Annotated in this window: 16 protein-coding genes; 12 read left to right on the top strand and 4 right to left on the bottom strand. The window is 48.7% G+C overall.

Features of this window, described 5'->3' with window-relative positions; all coding sequences use genetic code 11:
• Nucleotides 1-623: 623 nt before the first annotated feature.
• A complete protein-coding gene (gene speC, locus VZT47_RS03725; RefSeq protein WP_330223634.1) occupies nucleotides 624-2,780 on the bottom strand; it encodes an ornithine decarboxylase in 2,157 nt (718 codons plus the stop codon).
• 336 nt (nucleotides 2,781-3,116) lie between these two features.
• On the opposite strand from speC, the gene smc reads away from it, so the two are divergent.
• The 6 genes from smc (at nucleotide 3,117) to VZT47_RS03695 (ending at nucleotide 11,459) form a co-directional block, all read left to right on the top strand.
• On the top strand, nucleotides 3,117-6,653 hold the full coding sequence (gene smc, locus VZT47_RS03720; RefSeq protein ID WP_330223633.1) for a chromosome segregation protein SMC: 3,537 nt from the start codon (nucleotides 3,117-3,119) through the stop codon (nucleotides 6,651-6,653).
• 152 nt (nucleotides 6,654-6,805) lie between these two features.
• A complete protein-coding gene (gene ftsY / locus VZT47_RS03715) occupies nucleotides 6,806-7,750 on the top strand; it encodes a signal recognition particle-docking protein FtsY (protein ID WP_330223632.1) in 945 nt (314 codons plus the stop codon).
• Between the two features lie 71 nt (nucleotides 7,751-7,821).
• A complete protein-coding gene (locus VZT47_RS03710; RefSeq protein ID WP_330223631.1) occupies nucleotides 7,822-8,478 on the top strand; it encodes a M48 family metallopeptidase in 657 nt (218 codons plus the stop codon).
• Nucleotides 8,479-8,681: 203 nt separating this feature from the next.
• Nucleotides 8,682-9,548 (top strand): LysR family transcriptional regulator, encoded by an 867-nt coding sequence (locus VZT47_RS03705; protein WP_330223630.1) that lies wholly within the window; start codon nucleotides 8,682-8,684, stop codon nucleotides 9,546-9,548.
• A gap of 139 nt (nucleotides 9,549-9,687) precedes the next feature.
• On the top strand, nucleotides 9,688-10,302 hold the full coding sequence (locus tag VZT47_RS03700; protein WP_330223629.1) for a hypothetical protein: 615 nt from the start codon (nucleotides 9,688-9,690) through the stop codon (nucleotides 10,300-10,302).
• Between the two features lie 8 nt (nucleotides 10,303-10,310).
• The gene (locus VZT47_RS03695; RefSeq protein ID WP_330223628.1) at nucleotides 10,311-11,459 is read left to right on the top strand and encodes a tetratricopeptide repeat protein; all 1,149 of its coding nucleotides are present in this window, start codon (nucleotides 10,311-10,313) and stop codon (nucleotides 11,457-11,459) included.
• Between the two features lie 206 nt (nucleotides 11,460-11,665).
• On the opposite strand, the gene VZT47_RS03690 is transcribed toward VZT47_RS03695, so the two are convergent.
• Genes VZT47_RS03690 through serC form a run of 3 tightly spaced genes read right to left on the bottom strand, consistent with a single transcriptional unit; the run spans nucleotide 11,666 to nucleotide 15,006 of the window.
• Complete coding sequence (locus VZT47_RS03690) at nucleotides 11,666-12,304, bottom strand: histidine phosphatase family protein (protein WP_330223627.1); 639 nt, start codon at nucleotides 12,302-12,304, stop codon at nucleotides 11,666-11,668.
• A gap of 9 nt (nucleotides 12,305-12,313) precedes the next feature.
• Nucleotides 12,314-13,903, bottom strand: a complete 1,590-nt coding sequence (serA, locus tag VZT47_RS03685) for a phosphoglycerate dehydrogenase (RefSeq protein ID WP_330223626.1) — start codon at nucleotides 13,901-13,903, stop codon at nucleotides 12,314-12,316.
• Nucleotides 13,904-13,935: 32 nt separating this feature from the next.
• Nucleotides 13,936-15,006 (bottom strand): 3-phosphoserine/phosphohydroxythreonine transaminase, encoded by a 1,071-nt coding sequence (gene serC / locus VZT47_RS03680; RefSeq protein WP_330223625.1) that lies wholly within the window; start codon nucleotides 15,004-15,006, stop codon nucleotides 13,936-13,938.
• Nucleotides 15,007-15,522: 516 nt separating this feature from the next.
• Between serC and VZT47_RS03675 the strand changes: the two genes are divergently transcribed.
• From VZT47_RS03675 to VZT47_RS03650, 6 genes are all read left to right on the top strand, one after another.
• On the top strand, nucleotides 15,523-16,476 hold the full coding sequence (locus tag VZT47_RS03675; protein WP_330223624.1) for an L-lactate dehydrogenase: 954 nt from the start codon (nucleotides 15,523-15,525) through the stop codon (nucleotides 16,474-16,476).
• Between the two features lie 205 nt (nucleotides 16,477-16,681).
• Nucleotides 16,682-18,289: a peptide chain release factor 3 gene (locus tag VZT47_RS03670; RefSeq protein ID WP_330223623.1), complete on the top strand. Its 1,608-nt coding sequence runs from the start codon at nucleotides 16,682-16,684 to the stop codon at nucleotides 18,287-18,289.
• A 298-nt stretch (nucleotides 18,290-18,587) separates the two neighbouring features.
• Entirely contained in the window at nucleotides 18,588-19,523 is a 936-nt protein-coding gene (locus tag VZT47_RS03665; RefSeq protein ID WP_330223622.1) for a type II restriction endonuclease, read from the top strand.
• Nucleotides 19,520-20,041: a dCTP deaminase gene (dcd, locus tag VZT47_RS03660; protein ID WP_330223621.1), complete on the top strand. Its 522-nt coding sequence runs from the start codon at nucleotides 19,520-19,522 to the stop codon at nucleotides 20,039-20,041. Before VZT47_RS03665 ends, dcd begins: the two co-directional genes overlap by 4 nt.
• Before the next feature lie 168 nt (nucleotides 20,042-20,209).
• Entirely contained in the window at nucleotides 20,210-21,190 is a 981-nt protein-coding gene (locus tag VZT47_RS03655) for a TAXI family TRAP transporter solute-binding subunit (protein WP_330223620.1), read from the top strand.
• A 25-nt stretch (nucleotides 21,191-21,215) separates the two neighbouring features.
• Nucleotides 21,216-21,788 carry a DUF1850 domain-containing protein gene (locus VZT47_RS03650; RefSeq protein ID WP_330223619.1) on the top strand — a complete coding sequence of 191 codons (573 nt, stop codon included), beginning with the start codon at nucleotides 21,216-21,218 and terminating at the stop codon, nucleotides 21,786-21,788.
• The last annotated feature ends 1 nt before the right edge of the window (nucleotide 21,789 follow it).

The raw sequence follows: 21,789 nt of genomic DNA, 5'->3' as shown, positions 1-21,789 counted from the left end.
TTTGAGAATACATCTCGTTGTCCGGATTTCCGATCTTACCTGTCAATCGGCTGCAGAAATTCCTACGTCTGGATATGTCATCTCGTGATCAAGGTACGTTGCGGGGGGCGCGGGTCCGAAGATTTTCTTTCTCGTTTGCGGGAGTTTATTCTTTTTGGTAAAAACTTTAGAAATATTGCTTTTCCTCGAGGATTGAAAGCCATCTGAGCACGTGGGCTTTGTTCCGGATCTGCCTTAAATTTTTGAGCGCTCGACAGATGGAATGGAACGCGGCCCGAGGCCTCGCTCTTGCTGCTTTCATGGATATAGTAGCAAAAATCGCGATTTGTATCATTAGAATTTTATTAAACTTTATGGCGGAAGCAAATTGCGGCTGAGAAATGGGCTGTACAATCATTACACAATATATTGAGTTTCCGGAAATTATAAAGTGATCAGTGATCGGTTCTCAGCTTTGGCGGGCTTTTGAACAGGAAAAGTTTCCTTTTTTTCAAATTTACACATTTTCAAGGAGAACTATGTTTAAAAATGGCCCGCTATCCAGTTTGATGCGGGCCACTTTCGCTGATAACTATATTTCCAGGTATTTTTAGAGGAAGTAGATCTATCACGAATCACGCCGCTTATTTCTTTTCTTTCAGCACGTATCCGTAGGCATGTTTCTTTCCATCGTCTCCGTCTTCGATGTAGACACCCTGCAGTTCCGGGGAGAATCCGGGAAAGGCATTGATGGAATCCACGAGATCCATGAAGTAATCGATAGCCGGCTGTGTCCAGGCTTCGCCGGGGTGGATGCAGATGACTCCGGGCGGATAGGGAAGGGCTCCTTCGAGGGCTGTCCGTCCCAGGGCATGGCAGAGTTCGATGAGTTCCCCGTTTCCGCGGAGGTATTCGCCTTCCGCATCCCGCGGGCTCATCATGTAGGGAGGAAGATATTCATGCTGGAAGAGCTTTTTCTGGAGAGAGGAAACGTTTCTTTCTTTATAGAAATTGTGCATTTCCTGGCAGAGCTGCCGGATGGTATATCCTTCATAGTGGGCTTCATAGGCTTCATAGACCTGGGGGAGCACTTTCTGCATGGGCGCATCTTCATCGATTAATTTTTCAAACTGGACCAGTGCATCCACGAGGCGGTGAAGTTTTTCTCCTGTTTCGGCAGGAGTAATCAGGAAAAGGATATCATTCAGGTCGTTTTTCTCGGGAATGATATGGATCTCACGGAGGTATTCAGCCACCAGGGCCCCGGGAATGCCAAAGTCTTCGTAAATGCCTTTTTCGATATCGATGCCCGGGGTAATGAGCATCAGTTTCATGGGATCCAGGAAATACTGGTTTTCCCGATATCCTTCATAGCCATGCCACCGCTGGCCGGGTTTGAAGGTCCAGTATCTTCTGTCGGCGGCAATCTGTCTGTTGTTGGCGTCTTCCCATTTCTTGCCCGCCACTTTGTCCGGAATGAAAGGATACAGATGGTGGCACCGTTTCAATATTTCCTTTCTCACTTCGATGGCCAGCATGAGGGCATCGCCCCAGAGTTTGATGCCTCCCAGGCCGTCATGAATTCTTGCATTCATATCCAGTGCCGCAAAAAGCTGGTAACAGGGGGAGGTGGAGGCATGCATCATGTAGGCATTGTTCATTCGTTTGTGAGGCACATACCGGTCCTGATCCTTGATGTGATTGTCTTTTTTATGAATCTGGCTGGTCATGGAAAAACCGGCCTGCTGTTTGTGAATGGACTGGGTCACAAAGATACCGGGGTCATCGGGCCCCAAGGAAAGGAGGAGGGGGGAAGCATCTTTCATCATGGGGATGAACTGTTCATAGCCCACCCAGGCGGAGTCGAAGAAAATATAATCGCAGAGATAGCCGATTTCATCCACAATCTGCCGGGCATTACAGAGACAGCCGTCATAGGTGCCCAGTTCGATGACGGCCATACGGATGGGCCGTTCCTGCTTTGCTTTTTCCGGATCTTTTTCCGCTACCAGTTTACGGATATAGTCTTCGTCGAGACAGCGGGCGGGAATGCTTCCGATGGAGCCGCAGGCATTTCTGACAGTTTCAAGGTAGACCGGAACGGCACCGGTCAGAATGAGTCCCAGATCCATGGATTTATGATTATTCCGGTCATAGAGGACGATATCTCCCGGAGCCAGGGCGGCATTCAGCACGATTTTATTGGAGGTGGAGGTGCCGTTTAAAACGAAGTAAGTTTTGTCTGCGTTGTATACTTTGGCCGCATACTGTTCGGCCTGAAGGGCAGGACCTTCATGAATGAGAAGGTCTCCCAGATCCACATCGGAGGAGGAAAGGTCGCTCCGGAATACGTTGGGCCCGTAGAAATCATAGAAAACTTTTCCTGCCGGATGTTTCCTGAAAAAGGCGCCGGTGTGATGGCCGGGCGAATCGTATTCATCATTGTGCCGGGACGCATAGCGCATGAGGGCACCAAAAAAGGGCGGGAGCAGTTTCTTTTCGTAATCCGATGCTCCTTTGGCGATTTTCTTTTTCCAGGATCCTTTTTCTTTGATGGGAAGCAGAATGCCGGAAATGGAGGATATATTTCTGCCTGCTGCCATTCCGGTATCCAGAATGAAGAGGGGAATATCAAAGGAATGAATGGTGTCATATTCTTTGGGAATTTCGTCCCGGTTCGTCATGACGACTGCAGAAACTTCGGTCAGATCTGCCCCCTCCAATGGGACTGTCTTGAAGCCTTCAGGAATCATGGTCTGATCCTTTGCCAGTGGGGCCAGGGCGATTTTTAACTGTTTCATGAAGCACCTCCCGTTTTTAACTGTATTATAAAAACGGAATGGGTTCCATGTCAATGCGGAAAAATGAGGAAATCAAAGGAAAACAGAGGAGTTTAAGGAATTAACAGGAATAAAAAGTTTTTATTTCAATTTATTTATTAAAATCGTGATAAATCGTATTTAAAACGGTTAAATATGGGCAAAAAAAGGCTGAAACGGGGTGAAAGGGCCCAAAATGGGAATAAATGAAATATAAAGAAATCACGTTCTAAAATCCATCTGAAAAGGCAAATTTCCTGCAGGTATTTCCTGTTTCCTGTATAATAATAAAGATACGAATGAAGAAAGGGAAAAGCCATGAAATTACTCCGTCTGGTACTGCAGGGATTCAAATCCTTTGCCGATAAAACAACTGTAGAATTTGCCGATGGCATGACGGTCATCGTGGGACCCAACGGCTGCGGGAAAAGCAATATTTCCGATGCGGTCCGCTGGGTGCTGGGGGAGCAGAATGTACGGAATCTTCGCGGCCAGAAGGCAGAAGATATCATTTTCTCCGGCTCTAAGGGAAGAGCTCCCAGAAACGGGGCCGAAGTGACCCTGGTGCTGGACAATTCCTCTCATGAACTTCCTCTGGATACGGCAGAAGTTTCCATTACGCGGCGGCTTCTCCGGAATGGGGACAGCGATTTCCGCATCAATAAAAGATCCTGCCGCCTGAAAGATATCCAGGAACTCCTGGCTCCCACAGGTCTTGGGAAAGGGTCCCTGGCCATTATCGGACAGAACCGGGTGGACCAGGTCCTGACGAGCCGCCCGGAAGAAAGACGGGTCATTTTCGAAGATGTGGCAGGCATTACCCTGTACCGTATGAGAAAAAATGAAGGCCTCCGGAAACTGGAAAAAACGGCGGAAAATATGGAACGGGTGAGGGATATGATGGCCCTTCTGGATGAACAGCTCATCCCTCTCAAAGAAGGGGCGGAAAAGTCCAGGGTTTATAAAGGCATCATGAAGGAAAAAGAAGCTGTAGCCGCTTCCATGTCTGTCCTGAAACTGACTTCCATCGGCCGCATGCTTTCCCGCTATGAAAATGAATACAGGAATCTGGAAGATGAAGAGGTGGAATGGGAGACTACACTGACATCTCTTTCCGCCAGGCGGGAAAAACTGGAAAAACAGGCTCTCGACTATCAGGAAAATTTAAGAAATATGGGCGTTGAAACGGCGGGCGCCCAGGCCAGGATGGAAGAATTGAAGGGGGACTTTCGGGTCAAGCAGGAAGCTCTCCGCCATGAAGAGGAAAAGAAGGAAAATCTGGTCCGGAATGAGGAAGACCAGAGGCAGGCGGAAGAAGAACTGACAGAGGAAATCAGGGAAGTCAGAAAAGAATTTGCCGAGGCCGAAACCGGTTTTAAAGAATGGAAAGAAAAGAAGGAAAAGGCGGACCGGGAAAAAGAGGAACTGGAAAAAGCCCTTTCTCTTGCTGAAGCAGCCTATGAGGAAAAACTGTCCCTGAACCGGCAGAAAATTTCCGATAAACAGAGACTGGAGCAGGAACTCCTCCATCTGGAAGAAGACATAAAAAGAGAAAAGGCAGAAAAAGAAGAACTCCTTTCCCGGACGGAGGAAAAGAAAGAGAGCCTTCGGACACTGGAGGAAGAACTTTCCCGCCTTACAGAGGAGGAAAAAGAAAAGCAGCAATCCCTGGGAGAACTGGAAGCGCAGGGGAAGAAAGACAGTCTTGCCCTGAAAGAAGCGCAGAACCGGAGATTTGCCATGAACAATGAACTGGCAGATCAGAAATCGGAAATTGACCGTCTCCATTCACGGAGGGAGTATCTGGAACGGGCGGATAGGGAATACACGAATTTCTCTTCCACTACAAAAACCATTATGGACAATGCGGACCTTTTCGGCGAATCCATTCACGGGATTCTGGGGGAACTCATCCGGGTCCCGTCAGAATATACGGACGCTGCGGAAGTGGCTTTAGGAAACCGTATTTCCTGTATCGTTACCGATACCACAAAGGCGGCAGGAGAGATTATCCGCTGGCTGAAAGACAGACATCTGGGAAGGGCCACCTTCTTCCCTCTGGAATCCATGCATCCTTCAGGAAGGACAGGAACACTCCTTCAGGCTTCGAAAGAAAAAGGAATCTCAGGCATTGCGTCTGACCTCCTTTCTACGGCTCCCCTGTACAGGGATTTGCTGGAATCACTCCTGGGGAAGACTCTTTTCGCGGAAAATCTGGAAGCCGCAAGACGGGTGGCCGGGAAATATAATTACAAAATCCGGATCGTCACCCTGGACGGGCAGGTAGTGAATGCAGGAGGCTCCATGGCAGGGGGCTCCATGCGTAAAAAAGAAAATACCTTCTTCGGCCGGAAGCAGGAAATCAATACCTTATATAAAGAAGAAGAAACAAAGAAAAAGGCCCTTGACGCTTTCCGTGAAAAAACGGCAGAAGCGGACCGGATGGCTGATGATCTGGCACAGAAAGTCATGGAAGAAAGGGAAAACTGGCAGAAGGCCAAAGAATCCCTGGTTTCCCTGACCACCAGAAAAGAAGGTCTCCTTTCCAATCTGGCTGACCGCAGGAAAGAAGCGGAAGAAGAGGAAGGAAAACTGGGAGATAAGGAAAAGGCCCTCCAGCTTTCTGAGGAGAAAAAATCCACGGTCTCCGGTGAACTGGAAAAACTGAAGGATATTCCTGTCCTTTCAGAAGATGAAGAAAGCAGGAAACTCCGTAAAGCCCTCGATGATAAAACTGCTGAAATCCTTGCCATCCATGTGTCTTTCACGAAAGCGGAAGAAGCGCTGAACTTCGGCAAAAGGCGGCTGGCGGACCACGAATCGGCAAAGGAAGCCCAGAAAAAGGACAGAGAAGAACTGGAAAAGGCAAAACAGCAGAATGAAGAAGCGCTGACTCACCTGCAGGAAGAACTTTCCCGGCTCTCTCGCGCCTATGAAGAAGCAGAAAAAGCCTGGAAAGTTCATCAGGACAGCCAGACGAAAATGCAGGATGAATCCGATGCCTTTGCCAATACCCGGAAAACGCTGGATGAGGAATGGCGAAAGGCCCAGGAAAAATCGTCGGCCCTGAAACGGGATATGGCGGAAAAGCAGGGGCGAATCGACCATTTCAGGGAGCAGGAAAAAGAAGAATTCCAAAGCCTTGAAGAACGGCACATGACCCTGGCGGATGCGGAAAAAATCCGTATCCCCGGTTCCATGGCGGATATGAAAGAAAAAGAAGAGGAACTTTCGGAAAGACTCTCTGCCCTGGGTTCCGTCAATCCCAACGGGGAAGAAGATTATAATAAAGAGCTGGAACGGCGGAAATTCTATGAAGTGCAGATTGAAGATCTGAAGAAGGCAAGAGAAGGACTGGAAACGGTGATTCAGGATATCGATGAGACCATGACCAGCCAGTTCAAAGAAGCTTTCAAAAAAGTCAATGAAGAATTTGGCCGCATCATGCAGCTGATGTTCCAGGGCGGAAAAGCCAGACTGGAGCTCACCGATGAAGCCCATCCCCTTGAAGGGGGAGTGGAAATGTACCTTCAGCTTCCGGGTAAAAAACGGCAGCCCCTGACTCTTATGTCCGGCGGCGAAAGAGCCCTCACGGTGATTGCGCTCCTTATTTCCTTCATGGCCTACCGGCCGGCACCATTCTGTTTTGTGGATGAAATCGATGCAGCTTTGGATGATGCCAATGTGGAACGATACTCCCGTATGATTGCGGACTATAAAAAGAAGACCCAGTTCATTGTCATTTCCCACAGGAAAAAAACCATGGAATTTGCCGATACCCTCCAGGGAGTCACCATGGCTGAAAAAGGGGTATCCTCACTCATTACGGTGAAAATGGCGGATACAGGAATGTAAGCGGCCGGCTTTGAACCGGTCAATGACGGAAAAACCGGTCTGCCCCGCGAATTCCGGGGCAAGTATTCAACAGAGACACTTCATGATACAATATATATGATAAGAGTCTTGGGATTTTTAAAAATTTCAGAAATTGACGAACGGAGGATTTTATGGGATTTTTTGACAAATTGAAAAAAGGGCTCACCCGGACAAAGGCAAGCCTCATTAAAAATATTGAAACCGTTGTCATCGGCTATGCCCAGATTGATGAAGATTTCCTGGAAGATCTGGAAATGGTACTCCTTTCCGGAGACCTTGGCGTACGGACCACGGATTACCTCATGCGCCAGATTCGCCGGGGCGTCACGGAAGGCACCATTCATAATACAAATGAAGTCATGCCATTTCTGGAAAAAACAGTACAGGAACTTCTGAAAGATGATACCATCGATCAGGAAAATACCCATCATCCTGAAGTCATCCTTGTAGTAGGGGTCAATGGAGTAGGCAAAACCACGACAATCGGAAAACTTTCGGGCCGTCTTCATAAAGAAGGGAAAAAAGTCCTTCTGGCAGCAGCCGATACTTTCCGCGCGGCTGCTTCTGAACAGCTTACCATCTGGGCTGAAAGGACAGGGGCAGATATCGTGAAACATGCAGAAGGAGCCGATCCTGCAGCCGTTGCTTTTGATGCTGTTTCTGCTGCAAAAGCCCGCGGGGCTGATGTGGTATTGATTGATACGGCAGGAAGACTGCAGACGAAAATCAACCTCATGGAAGAACTGGCTAAAATCAGCAGAGTCGTGAAAAAAGTCATTCCGGATGCGCCTCACCAGACACTTCTTGTCCTGGATGCGACGACAGGACAGAATGCCATCAGCCAGGCAAAGAATTTTGGAGAAATCGTTCCTTTAACCGGTGTGGTCCTGACAAAACTGGATGGAACTGCCAAAGGGGGAGTGGTCCTTTCGGTTCATGAAGAATTAAATGTGCCGGTTAAATGGATTGGTCTCGGCGAAAGGGAAGACGACCTGGAACGGTTTGATCCGCAGGCCTTTGCCAAAGCCCTCTTTGAAACAGAAGACCATATTCGTGGTGAAAGTACGAAAGTCTGAACCGGTACGGGAAGATTAAAGCGGCAGAGCCCTTTTCATCTTGGGCCTGCCTCTTTTTTATGGAGGAAATATTGGAAGTCATCGTCATCCGCAAACGGATAAAAAACATGTATCTACACATCACGCGGGAAGGAAGAGTGCAGGTGACGGCCCCGCTTCGAATGCCGGATCAAACGATACGGGAATTTGTGGAGAAGAAAAAAGACTGGATTGAGAAATCTCTGGCCAAAGTGCCGGAAATGGTCCATTATGACTATGTCCCCGGCGAAATGCATTATGTTTATGGCTGCCCTGCACCTCTCAAACTATACAGGTCACAAAGAAACGGGGGGACCCTGGAGGCCGGTTCCATTTCCCTGTTTCTCCATTCAGAAAGAACGGACAGGAAAAAATTGTATGAACAGGTGGCCGGAGAATCGCTTTTTGCCACGATTTCTGTCATGGTCAGAAAGTGGGCGCCAAAGATGGGCGTTACTCCGGGAAATATAAAAATCCGCAGGGTGAAAAGCCGGTGGGGAAGCTGCAACGTGAAAACCCATGAACTCACCTTTTCCCTGGATCTTTTCACGAAACCCCGGGATTTGATCGAGTCCGTGGTGGTTCACGAATTGAACCACCTTCTCGAGCCGGGACACGGGCCCCGTTTCCATGCCCTCATGGCTCACTGGCTTCCGGATTACAGGGAACGGTCGAAAAAACTCAATAGTTTCCCCAGGGAATTTGTGTGACCGGCTTTCCGTAATATAGATGATGTTCCTGCCTGATTTTGCAGGCTGGAATTACAGGTCAGAATAAAATTATTTTCATTGAATATAACAATATTTTTAAAATCCTATACAGATATCTTGCAAAATATGGTATAATCTAATAAAATAATTTTATATCACAATGCGCGACAGTTTCTTATTTATGTTTGCAAGGGGTAATTTCAATGAATAATACGGATTGGAAAATCCTCATTTATCTTCGTGAAGAACGAAGCATCAATAAAGTGGCCAAGCGTCTTTTCATGACTCAGCCTTCCCTGACTTACCGTCTGAGCCAGATGGAAAAAGAAATCGGCTGCCCTCTCTTTATCCGTACCAATAAGGGTGTTCATTTTACTGATGCAGGAAACCGCCTCTTCTCTTTTGCCGAAAAGGAATTGCAGCAGTACCAGGATATGAAGAATTACGTTACCCATGAACCGAATTCTATTTCCGGCGTCCTTCGGATTGGAGCCAGCCAGTCTTTTGCCCAGTCCCACATGCCGGCCATCCTGAAGGGATTCGTGGATAAATACAGTGATATTGAAATTTCCCTCACCACCGATACCAGCGACCGTCTGGTGAAACTGGTCAAAAAAGAAGACATTCACCTGGCTATCGTCCGGGGCAATCAGGAATGGCCTGATTCGGATGTCCTTCTTGAAGATGCCCCACTGTACCTGATTTCCGCCAAGAAAATCGATTACGATACCCTTCCGGACCAACCGTCCATCCGGTACCGCAGCGATCCTTCCCTCGATGAACTCCGCACCCGCTGGTGGCGGCAGAATTTTACAGATTCCCCTCATTTCATGCTTACCGTTTCCGACTGCCTGACCTGTGTGGAAATCGTGAATAAAGGTCTGGGTCATTCTCTCATTCCGGCAGATCTCCTGCCGAAATGCGCGCCCCAGGTCAATCGGGAAATGATTTACGATAAGCAGCATCATCCCATCCTGCGTCCGAGCCACCTCATTTACAAACAGGCCATGCTCCAGTCCACCCCGGTGAAAATGTTTGTAGATTATGTGCGGGACTATTTCAAAGTATGATTCCTGACTGAAACAGAAAGAGACTCTCCGGAGTCTCTTTTTCTATGCACGGATAGAGTAACTTCCATGATCCTTGATTACGAAATTTTGAAATCGTGGTAAAATGAAGGAAATGAAACGTTTTTAAAAGGAGGTTTCCATGAAAAAAATCTTAACTTTTTTAATGGCCTTTCTGATGATTCTTTCCCTTGGATGGCTGGCAGAAGCCGCCGATCCGGCTATGAACCGTAAACTGGGCTATTTCGACAATACCCGCACCGTCCTTCTTCTTCCTGCCCGGTATTCGGGAAGTGAATATGCCGCATCGATCCTGAACAGGGAAATGAAGGATATCTTCAAATATCCCTATTATCGTACCCTCGATACCTCTGACTATGCAGGTATGGCCGTTTCTCCATCGTCTCTTCCTGAGATTGCTGAAAAGACAGGAGCCGATATCGTCATTCTTCCGACTCTCCAGTGGAGACAATGGGTTTTCCACCGCTACTTCTTTGATGACGGGGATGCCATCGTGGAAACAAGAGCCATTGTAGATATTTATTCCTATAAGAAGACAGAGGGAATCGTGCGTCAGGACCGGGGAACCTATTTCGATACGGAAGACGAAGGCTTCGTACGGACCGTGTATATCATGGACGATCTGATGAAGAAAGTCTACAAAACATTCCCTTATCGCCGGGTGCCCACAGATGTGTCCAAATCTCTCACGGGCGAAACTTCTGACAATACCCCCAAAGCGGTCATGAAAAATTGAGGCCTGTCATGAATACGATGAAAAAAGCAGCAGCCCTTTTGTGTCTTACCCTGGCCTTTTCCCTGCCTTGCGGGATGGCCGGGGCAGAAGGCCTTGCGCATTCCGGGCCTCAGGAATCTTCTCAGGCAGAAAACAGGGTGACCACTCTGGAAGGAGCCGCAGCCGTCCATCATTATAAAAAGGCTCTTCAGATTGCTACGGATCTGGTGGAACTTTATCCGGAAAAACCTTCAGTTTATGTGGACCGGAGCAATATTTACGGCCTTATGAAGAAGTATGATCTTTCTTTAGCCGATGCGTCGAAGGCAATCGAACTTTCCCCGGCTGATCCGTCTCTTTATGTGAACCGGGCCCTTATTTATTACCATATAAAGAAATATGATTTGTCCAATCAGGATTTCCGGCAGGCCCTGTCCATGAATCCGCAGTTTGCCGGCGAACGGGCTGTTATTTACACAGGACTTTCCTATAATGCCTCCGGCCTGGGAAAATATGACGAAGCCATCGGTTTTTCCCGCCTGGCCCAGGGGCAGAATCCCTTCGATATAGAGACCTTCAAATCAGAAGCCCGGGTCTATGAACTGCAGGGGAAGAAATCGGAAGCTCAAAAAGTGGTTTCTAAAGGCATGGCCTATGCCGCTGCCCGGCAGGGAAATTTCCTGACTGCCGGAATATGCGCCCAGCAGGCAGGGAATATGGAGGAAGCCCTTGAATTCCTGAACCGTGCAGAAAAACAGGATAAGGATAATCCTGAAATCTATTCTGCCCGGGGCCTCATCTATGCCCTCACGGGACAACCGGAAAAAGGGATTGAGGACCTGACGAAAGCTCTTAAAAAAAGGGAACACAGCATGGACTATAATAATCGGGGCGAATGCTGGCGGGATCTGAAGCAGTATGACAAGGCAAAAGCGGACTATGACAAGTCTGTCGCCCTGGCAAAGACAAAGGCCGATTTCCATGCCGTTTATGACAGCATTGGCCAGATGTACATGAATACGGGAAATTATAAAGAAGCGGAAGTCTATTTCACAAAATCCCTGGAACAGGAAGAATATAAGGAAGGTTACGAATTCCGTGCCCGGGTGAGAAGGGTGATGGGAAAAGAAAAGGCTGCAAAGAGAGATGAAGAAAAGGCGGCGAAATTTAAAGAATGAGCCGTCAGCAGTCAGCTTTTGACCGTTAGCAGATACGCACGAAGCTTCCGGGGCAAATGACTTTTCCAGAATAAAAGAGTCGCAAATCAGGAAACTGATTTACGACTCTTTTTGTTTTAAGGAAAATATGGAATTGCCATCCTTCCGTCGCTCAATGACGATTTATGGCTGATGGCTAATGGCTAACGGCTAACAGCTGACAGCTCTCACAGCCCTTTCTGCTCAATTCCGCTGACGAGATAGCCAAGATGGGCCGTGTTGTTCAGACTTACAATCCGCCAGATACCTTTGTCACATTCCAGCACATTGATACAGCAGTTATCCTGCTTGATCTGCCAGAAATGACTCATATCGAGGCCCAGAAGGTCGCAGATAATGGCTTTGTTCACGGCATCATGGGCTGCCACGAGAATAGTTTCTCCGTCATATTTCTCTGCATATTCATCAAAAGCTTCCCTGCACCGTTTCCGTACATCTTCCAGATTTTCACCTTCCGGCATCTGTACCTGCTCGGGGTGGGTGTGCCAGAGATGGAATTCCGTGGGATAGCGCGCTTCGATTTCATCAGCATGAATGCCTTCCCATTTTCCGTGAGAAATTTCCGTGATTCTTGAATCTTTTTCGACGGTAAGGCCATGGTAATCGGCTGCCATGCGGCAGGTTTCATAGGAACGGAAAAGGGGAGAGGAAATGGCCCGGTCGATGGGCACGTCCTTCAGCGCCAGGGCTGCCTTTTTCCCCTGTTCCAGCCCCCGGGGAGAAAGTGGGGTATCTTCCTGACCCTGGTAGCGTCCTTCAATATTCCAGGTGGTTTCTCCGTGACGGAGAAGGATAATGCGTATCATAGGAGCTCCTTAATGTTCGCAGTGAATAATCTTCACGTCATGAATACCTTCAATGTTCATGAGGGCAGGAATGATAGCAGAAGGAATATCTTTATCTACGGCTACAACCATGACATTGGTTCCTTCTTCCGGAGATGCACCGACCTGCATACCATTGATATTGATCTGTGCTTTGCCCAGAACAGAAGCAACCTGTCCAATCATGCCCGGTTTATCCTCGTGGGGAGCAATGATGATGCAGCCCTTCGGTTCGATATCTACGCGGAAATGATCGATGGAAACAATCTTTGGTTCCTTGCGGTCAAAGAGGGTTCCTGTAATACGGTGAGTTCCCTTGTCCGTATCGATGGTGAGGGAAATGGTATTGGTGAAATAATGACCTTTCTTTGCCTTTACTTCACGTACATCCATATGACGTTCTTCAGCAATGCCTCTTGCATTGACGAAGTTGACAGTCTGCTGGAGGATCGGGGTGAGGAGGCCTTTCAGAACTGCCGTGGTCAGAGGAGCAGTTTCTGTTTCAGCCAGTTCGCCCGTATATTCTACATTGACTGTGGAAATACGGCCGCCGGCCAGATCGATGCCGATATTGCCCATCCGTTCACAGAGATCAAAATAGGGCGCAATGACATGAAGGGTAGCTTTCGTGATCGGGGAAGCATTGACTGCAGTGGCAACAGGTTCTCCATGGAGAGCTTGGGCCACTCCGATAGCTACATCCGTGGCTACACCGGCCTGGGCTTCTTTTGTGGATGCGCCAAGGTGAGGAGTGAGGGCCACATTGGTCATGCCGAGGAAGGGGTTGTCTTCCGGTTTCAGCGGTTCATTGGCCCATACGTCGATGCCGGCTCCGGCTACTTTTCCGCTCTTCAGGGCATCGGCCAGGGCATAAATATCCATGACGGCTCCGCGGGATGCATTGACAATCCGTACGCCGTCTTTCATCTTTGCGATTTCTTTGGCACCGATCATGCCGCGGGTTTCATCGGTGAGGGGGGTATGAAGGGTGATGTAATCGGATTCTTTAAGGAGCGTATCCAGGTCTACCAGTTCGACACCCAGCTGTTTGCCTCTTTCCAGGGAAATATAGGGGTCGTAGCCGATGGTTTTCATATTGAATGCCTGGAGGCGTTTGGCCACATTGGAACCTACACGGCCTACGCCGATGATGCCTACGGTCTTGTTCAGAAGCTGGATTCCGGTGAAGGACTTTCTGTCCCAGCGGCCTTCCATGATGGACTGATGGGCCTGGGGAATATGGCGGGTCATGGAAAGCATGAGGGCAATGGTGTGTTCGCAGGCGGCAATGGTATTGGATTCCGGCGTATTGACCACGGTAATGCCTTTCTTGGTGGCTTCCGGAATATCGATTCCATCGATACCTACACCGGCACGGCCGATGACTTTCAGGTTACGAGCGGCATCGATGACTTTTTTAGTGATTTTCGTCTGGCTTCTGGTGATGATGGCATCATAGTCCGTAATGGCTTCGCACAGTTCATCTTCCTTCATGTTCGGACGGACATCGACGATAAATTCCTTTTCCAGGATTTCTTTTGCTTCTTTGGCTACGTCGGCAGTAATGAAAATTCTAAACATATTTTCCTCCTACTATATAATATAGAAATATATTAACCGTTGACTCTTTCGTATTCTTTCATGAACTCAGCCAGCGCTTCGGCTGCTTCCGGGGTGACCGCATTGTACAGGGATACCCGGAGACCGCCTACCAGGCGGTGGCCCTTGACCCCGATGAAATCATTTTCCTTTGCCTTTGCCACGAAATCTTTTTCCATATCAGCACTCTCCAGGTTGAAAGTGACATTCATGCGGCTCCGGGATTCTTTCTCCGCATGGCCCTTGTAGAATCCGTCGCTTCCATCGATCACGTCATAAATGAGCTTTGCCTTCACCTTATTTCTTTCTTCAATGGCTGTAAGGCCGCCCATGTTCTTGATCCAGTGAAGCATGCGGTTCAGGGAATAGATGCAGAATACCGGCGGCGTGTTGTAGGTGGAATCCTTTTTCACGAAGGTATTGTATTGCAGGAATTCCGGGATATCCGTGCGCGCTTTGGCAAGGAGATCTTTTTTGATGATGGCCAGAGCCACACCGGCAGCGCCAAGGTTCTTCTGGATGCCTGCCCAGATCATATCGAATTTGTTGAAGTCGATTTTCCGGGATAGGATATCGGAAGACATGTCCGCGATGAGAGGAACCTTCACGTCCGGGAATTTCCAGTATTCTGTGCCGTAAATGGTATTGTTGGCGCAGATGTAAAGATAGTCCGTATCCGGTTTGATTTCATAGGTATCGGGGATGTAGGAATAGTTTTTATCTTCCGCGGAGTTTGCATTATAGACTTCACCGAAGAAAGCGGCCGAATTTCTGGCCTTGTGGGCCCATACGCCGGTATCTGCATAGGCAGCCCGGGTATGAAGGAAATTATAACCTGTCATGAGGAACTGCATGGTACCACCGCCCTGAATGAATACGATTTCATAATCGTCATTGAGGTTCATGAGCTGGCGGAGAAGCAGTTTTGTTTCATCCAGCATATCCTGGAATTCTTTGGAACGATGGGAAATTTCCGTAATGCCCATGCCCGTATTTTTAAAATTGGTGAGATCTTCTTTCATTCCCTCCAGGACTTCCAGCGGCATTGGCGAAGGTCCTGCATTAAAATTGAATACCCGTTTCATTTTTCCCTCCTGAAACAACAAAAAGAGAAGCGTCCCATGGGACGAGCTTCTCTTTCTCGTGGTGCCACCCAATTTAGCCGGGGGAGTATCTATAAAAAAAGCCCTTCATCCTGTAAGGGACGAGAGCACCCGCGATACCACCCAAATTGCCTTCCGGCCGTCTTTGATCTGCTGTATCGGGCATACCCGGAAGACTCATCGTCTTCAGCTCCGAAGTGGAAAGATAATCATGCTCCGGCAGCTCACACCGGCCGCTGCCTCTCTGGGCGAGAATCATTATCCCTTCTTCATCATCGTTCCTCATATGACTGGATTATAGACCTTGAAGCGTTTACTGTCAAGCCCTCAGGGGATACAAAAAGAAGGGGCTGCCCTCCGGTACTGTACACTCCATGGGTAAAGGTGTATAATGTTTTTACCGTTACCAGAAGAAACGGCATCACTTACGCATGCATCCGAATTGCAGGATAGAAGAATAGAAGCTGCGTAAAATGGGAAATTAAGGAGAGTAGTAATATGGCAATCAAGACAAGGAAAATCGGTATCATCGGGGCCGGCAACGTAGGCTCCCATCTGGCACTTCAGTTTGCAGTCCAGGGACTGGCAGATGAAGTGGTTTTTTATGATACGAACAATGACAAGGCAGTAGGCGAATCTCTGGACCTCATGGACGCCAACAGCTATCAGCCCCATCATTTTGAAGCCTATGCAGGCACCGTGGATGATATGAAGGATGCGGACATCCTCATCAACGCGTCCGGTAAACCGAGACTTCCGGGACAGACCCGCCTGGACATGATGGAAGGCGGCATCAAAACCAGTAAGGAATTCATTCCGCTGATTGCAAAATCCGGTTTCGACGGCATTATCATTTCCATTTCCAACCCCTGCGATATCGTCGCTGAATACCTGCAGTATAAACTGGACTGGCCGAAAGAGAAAATCATCGGCTCCGGTACGGCTCTCGATTCCGCACGCCTCCAGTATCAGCTGGCCAATCAGCTTAAAGTTAACCGTCGCAGCCTGACCGCTTACCTTATGGGCGAACATGGTGATTCTTCCATGATTCCCTGGAGCCACGTAAAAGTAGCAGGCAAGCCGGTGGATGAACTGCTGGCTGAAAAACCGCAGCTTTACCATATGGATCCGAAAGATGTGATCCTGAAAAAAGTTCATGAAGAAGGCTACATCGAAAATACAACCAAAGGCTGCACCGAATTCGGCGTATCCTCTGCCACTGCAGAACTGGTCCGCGCCATTTATCACAATGAACACAAGATTCTGCCCTGCTCCGTATACCTCAATGGACCTTACGGCATCGAAGACTCCTTCGCCTCCGTTCCGGTCAAAGTCGGCAAAGACGGCGTAGAAGACATCATCGAACTTCACCTCACCGATGAAGAAAATGCAGAGCTGCAGCACTCCATCAAGGTCCTGAAAGAACACTTCGCAAAGGCCCTGACCATTTAATGATTTGAAATAAAAGCTGTCCCGTCACGGGACAGCTTTTTGCGTGCCATGATGCCTCTCCGGAAATCATATTTTCGAAGAACGAAGAACGAATCAGTATTATGAGTCACAACCCACGAATCACGACTACCCCAAAGTGTCTCTACCCATAATCCCCTGTATGTTGTATAATATAAAGGCTTATTATGTTTACATGAGGTGAATCATGACTGATCAGGAAGAAATCAAGAGACGCCGTACCTTTGCCATCATTTCCCACCCGGATGCCGGCAAGACGACACTTACAGAAAAACTCCTTCTTTACGGAGGCGCCATTCATCTTGCCGGTTCCGTAAAAGCCAGAAAGACGGCCCGTTATGCGGTTTCCGACTGGATGGAAATTGAAAAACAGCGTGGTATTTCCGTTACCAGCTCCGTGCTGCAGTTCGACTATCAGGGCTGCCGTATCAATATTCTTGACACCCCGGGGCATGCGGACTTCTCGGAAGATACCTATCGTACCCTCATGGCTGTGGACTCGGCAGTCATGGTCATCGACGTAGCCAAAGGCGTAGAAGCGCAGACGAAAAAACTTTTCAAAGTCTGTTCCGACCGGGGTATCCCGATTTTTACCTTTGTCAATAAAATCGACCATTTTGGCAAGAATCCCTTCGACCTCATGGCAGATATTGAAGACGTGCTGGGCATCCGTTCCTGCCCCATGAACTGGCCCATCGGGGTTAATGGGGATTACACGGGCATTTATGACCGGGAAACGGAAATGTGCCATCTTTTCATCAAGGATAATGCCCATGGCGTGAAGAAACTGGAAACCATTTCCGGCAAAATGGACGATGAAGCCATTACATCCCATGTGGAACCTGAAGTGCTGGAAGCCCTTCAGGAGGACCTGGAGCTCCTCGATGAAGCAGGAGATCCTTTTGATGCGGAAAAAGTGGCCAGAGGGGAACTGACGCCCATGTTCTTCGGCTCCGCCATGACCAATTTCGGCGTGCAGCCATTCCTGGAAAAATATCTGGAGCTCGCTCCGCCGCCGGAGGCGAGAAAAACTCTGGAAGGGACCATCGATCCCGAAGATCCATCTTTCTCTGCCTTTGTTTTCAAGATTCAGGCCAATATGGACCCGAAGCATCATGACCGGGTGGCATTCATGCGCATCTGCTCCGGTCTCTTTGAAAAGGGAGTCAGTGTCCTTCACCGTCAGAGCGGGAAGATGATCCGTCTCTCCCAACCCCAGCAGTTCCTGGCAACTGAACGGCAGGTGGTAGAAAAAGCCTATCCCGGTGACATCATCGGCGTTTTCGATACCGGTGAGCTGGGTGTAGGAGATACGGTGTGCGAAAAGAAACATCCGGTTACTTTTATTGATTTCCCCGTATTCCCGCCGGAACTTTTCGCCCGGCTTTCCCCGGTGAGCTCCATGAAGAGAAAACAGTTCCTGAACGGCGTTACCCAGCTGGCCCAGGAAGGGGCCATCCAGGTATACAGGCAGCCTTACGTCATGGAATCCTTCATCATTGGCGCCGTAGGCCAGCTGCAGTTTGAAGTCATGAAATACCGTCTTGAGAACGAATACAATGTCCAGGTCAATCTGGAACCTCTGGGCTATACCGCTGCCCGCTGGACCGAAGGGGACATCCCGCCGGAAGAACTGGTAGGCATCGACAATGCCATGGTGGTTTATGACCGCCGTGAACGGCCGGTATACCTGCTCCCCAATGCATGGCAGGCAGGCTGGCTGGCACAGCGCAACCCGAAAGTCAAGTTCCTCGAAAGCCCACCTCTTGGAGTAGCCGAACTGGAAGGAAACTGAGACAGCTCCGGAATCTGTATTTCGAAAAAATCCTGATACGGGACAGATATTTCCATATTTCATTCATAAAGACCGCAAAGGTTTCCCTCTGCGGCCTTTTCTATTGCTTTGAGAAATGAAAAAATCCGGATGCCTGACTGCCCCTTCTAATGGCTAACGGTCAACGGCTTACACCTCATCCCCTTATTCATAAATAGTACGAATCAAGGGAGGAATAAAATATTTCTCCCATTCCTATCTAAAAATGTTATAATAACCATAATAGTATTTTGTTTAATTTCTGAAAGGCGGTGAAGGGATGGCCAGAAGAAAAGGCCTGAAACGGTGGGATGTGATTACCACGGATGGATGGCTGAAACTCATGGGGGATACTTCCGTCATGAGCCATCTGATGATGGAAATTTTTGAACGTCTCTATGATTCCACCGATCACATGGATAATGGCAAAAATATCGCCTCCGCCCTTCACATGGAATATCGTGCCCTCAATGCGGGTGTAGGCTGGGCAGGGGGAAAAATCAAGGACCTCATGGAAAAAGGCCTGCTGCCCCTGCAGGATAGTCAATCATCAGTAAAGAAGAAAAAAGAAGTACCCTCTCTTCTGACACTGAAAGAGGATGTCATTGCCGATACGGAAGTCATTCCGGAGGAAAAAGAGGAAAAAAGGCCGCCCTGGGAATACGTCTTTGACGGGGCCGAAGGGGAGGACGGCACCTATTTCTGGATCCTGAAACCGGAAGCGGTGGAGGCATTCAGGGAAATACGGGAAGCCCGAGGTCCGGACAACCGGAAGCTGCGGAAAATCCTGGAAGAGGATGAATCCGCTTCCGGCGAAGAAGGAAATCTTTTCTCCCGTGCGCCGCAGAACACGGTATCCCGGATCCGCAAGGTGCTGGATGAGGCTGACTATTTCCAAAGAAAATCCATTGGTGAAGATCCCTGCTGCTTCCTATGCGGGGCAAAACGGATTTCTCTCTTAAAGGCCTATCCCTATGGTGATGGGGAACGGGAGACGAAGGGACTTCTCTTCTGTCCCACCCATGGCACGCTTTTTTCAGCCCATCTGATTTCATTCAATGAGCGGGGGGAACTTCTTATTTCCACAAAGCTCAGTGAAGAAGAGCGAAATCTTTTCCATCTGAACGAAGGAGAAAAAGCCAAAGGACCCTTCATCCGCCGCCGCATGGCAGCACATCGCAAAATTTTCAACCAGGAAGCGAGGAAATCCAAATGATCTTATCCGGCAGAGAAATCGTCCGTCACATGGGAGAAGAAATCATTATTGATCCCTTTGATCCGAAAAAAGTCAATCCCAACAGTTACAATCTCACCCTGGCTGATGAGCTCATGGTCTATGACAATCATGAACTGGACATGAAGAAGCCGAATCTGGGCCACATGCTCCATATTCCCGAGGAGGGAATCGTGCTCCAGCCGAACAGGCTCTATCTGGGAAGAACTCATGAATATACGAAGACGAAATGCTTTGTTCCCATGCTGGAAGGACGCTCTTCCATCGGCCGTCTGGGCCTTTTCATTCATGTCACCGCAGGATTTGGCGATGTGGGTTTTGCGGGATACTGGACACTGGAAATGTTCTGCGTCCAGCCAATCCGTATTTATGCGGGAGTGGAAATCTGCCAGATCTATTTCCATACGGTTCTTGGGGAAGCAGACAGTTATAACGGTGGAAAGTATCAGAATAATAAAGGAATTCAGCCGAGCCTTCTTTACAAAGATTTTGAAAAGTAGTATTATAATAATAACTTTATAACATGGAGCGAAGCAGCTTGCAGTTTGCATGGATTTTTTCTGTGCGGCAGGCTGTTTTTTTGTTCCATGAATTTTGAAAGCCACTGGAATTCAAAAGGATGGAAGCAGGCTTTCATTTCCAAGAGGGTATTCAAGGAGGACAGTATTATGAAAAAGGCATTGAAAAAACTGATGGTAGCCGGCGCTCTCTGCCTGGCTGGTACAGCTCTGATTGCAGGCTGCGGCGGTGGAGCATCCAGTGGTTCTGCAGGCGGCGGAAAACAGTTCCTGAACATCGCAACCGGCGGTACGGCAGGCACCTATTATCCACTGGGCGGCGCTCTGGCAGAACTTCTGAACCAGAATATTAAAGGCATGAATGCATCTGCCCAGTCCACCGGTGCATCCGTTGCAAACGTCAATATGCTGAAAGACGGCTCCGTAGACCTGGCATTCATCCAGAATGATATTTCCTACTATGCGGCAAACGGCAAGGAAATGTTCAAAGATAATAAAGTAGACAGCCTCCGCGGCATCGCTGCCCTCTATCCGGAAACCATTCAGTTCGTAACCACCCAGGATAAAGGAATCAAGACCATTGCAGACCTGAAGGGCAAGAAGGTCGCAGTTGGCGCATCCGGTTCCGGCGCAGAAGCAAACTGCCGTCAGATTCTTGAAGCTAACGGCATCACTTATAATGATATCGACGTACAGTACCTCTCCTTCGGCGAAGCTGCTGATGCACTGAAGGATGGCAACGTAGATGTAGGCGTAGTTGTAGCCGGCTATCCGACCGCAGCTATTCAGGACCTGGCTGCCAACAGATCCGCAGCTATCGTAAACCTGGATGAAAAGACCATCGATACCCTGATGAAGAAATATCCGTACTACACCAAGATGACCATTCCAAAGGGAACCTACCCCGGACAGGATGCAGACGTTCAGACCGTAGCCGTAAAGTGCATCATCGTTGGTACCGATAAAATCAATGATGACCTGGGCGGCCAGATCGCAAAAGCCATCTATGAACACCTGGATCGTATGAAAGCTGCTCATGCCGTAGGCAAGTACATCACGAAGGATACCGCCCTCGAAGGTATGTCCATCAAGATGAACGCAGGCGCAGAAAAGTACCTGAAGGCAAAATAAGGAAGAATCCTGACAGGATCCAACCTTGCATAGAAAGGAGGGAGAACGGACCTGTTGGTCCGTTCTCGCTTTCATGAGAAAACAAAAAAACGGGAAACTTGAAACAGTGATGATTGTTTTCGGAATCATCATATGCCTCATCGTGGCGGTAGGCGGATACTGGATCCGCATGCCCTACGTATTCGGGCAGACGGCAGATGGCTTCGTGCTGAGGCAGCGGGTAGACTCGGGAACCCCGGTTACCCTCACTTATCACCATTCCGTCCAGAAAACGATGATTTACGAATATCTGGAAGTCAACAAGATTACAGATGGTTTTGTTCTTAAATCCACCAGGTATCAATCCATGGGGGTGGGGCTGCCTTTCTCGGCTGATGAAGGCAAGTTCCGGGAAGAAAACGGCTGGTTCATTCTGGAAGACATCAACCGGAGATATCCGGAACTTTCCATCCGCAACGGAGTCACCAATCATGGCGTGCTGACCGTTGGGGATACGAATTACAATCTCGACGAGCTCGTCCCGCTGGGAAAGGAATTAAAGCTGTATGTAGCACCGCTGTATAAAGGGTGGTACATGAAAAAAGAAATCAGGAGTTGAT

Origin of the sequence: Dialister sp. (assembly GCF_036343215.1) — a bacterium.
Classification (GTDB): domain Bacteria; phylum Bacillota; class Negativicutes; order Veillonellales; family Dialisteraceae; genus Dialister.
The sequence above is the reverse complement of the archived record's forward strand: the minus strand, read 5'-3'. Positions and strand labels throughout refer to the sequence as shown.

Excerpts from the sequence above, each read along its gene's own strand:
- speC (WP_330223634.1), bottom strand. The coding sequence starts at position 2,780 with ATGAAACAGTTAAAAATCGCCCTGGCCCCACTGGCAAAGGATCAGACC.
- smc (WP_330223633.1), top strand. The coding sequence starts at position 3,117 with ATGAAATTACTCCGTCTGGTACTGCAGGGATTCAAATCCTTTGCCGAT.
- ftsY (WP_330223632.1), top strand. The coding sequence starts at position 6,806 with ATGGGATTTTTTGACAAATTGAAAAAAGGGCTCACCCGGACAAAGGCA.
- VZT47_RS03705 (WP_330223630.1), top strand. The coding sequence starts at position 8,682 with ATGAATAATACGGATTGGAAAATCCTCATTTATCTTCGTGAAGAACGA.
- VZT47_RS03700 (WP_330223629.1), top strand. The coding sequence starts at position 9,688 with ATGAAAAAAATCTTAACTTTTTTAATGGCCTTTCTGATGATTCTTTCC.
- VZT47_RS03695 (WP_330223628.1), top strand. The coding sequence starts at position 10,311 with ATGAATACGATGAAAAAAGCAGCAGCCCTTTTGTGTCTTACCCTGGCC.
- VZT47_RS03690 (WP_330223627.1), bottom strand. The coding sequence starts at position 12,304 with ATGATACGCATTATCCTTCTCCGTCACGGAGAAACCACCTGGAATATT.
- serA (WP_330223626.1), bottom strand. The coding sequence starts at position 13,903 with ATGTTTAGAATTTTCATTACTGCCGACGTAGCCAAAGAAGCAAAAGAA.
- serC (WP_330223625.1), bottom strand. The coding sequence starts at position 15,006 with ATGAAACGGGTATTCAATTTTAATGCAGGACCTTCGCCAATGCCGCTG.
- VZT47_RS03675 (WP_330223624.1), top strand. The coding sequence starts at position 15,523 with ATGGCAATCAAGACAAGGAAAATCGGTATCATCGGGGCCGGCAACGTA.
- VZT47_RS03670 (WP_330223623.1), top strand. The coding sequence starts at position 16,682 with ATGACTGATCAGGAAGAAATCAAGAGACGCCGTACCTTTGCCATCATT.
- VZT47_RS03665 (WP_330223622.1), top strand. The coding sequence starts at position 18,588 with ATGGCCAGAAGAAAAGGCCTGAAACGGTGGGATGTGATTACCACGGAT.
- dcd (WP_330223621.1), top strand. The coding sequence starts at position 19,520 with ATGATCTTATCCGGCAGAGAAATCGTCCGTCACATGGGAGAAGAAATC.
- VZT47_RS03655 (WP_330223620.1), top strand. The coding sequence starts at position 20,210 with ATGAAAAAGGCATTGAAAAAACTGATGGTAGCCGGCGCTCTCTGCCTG.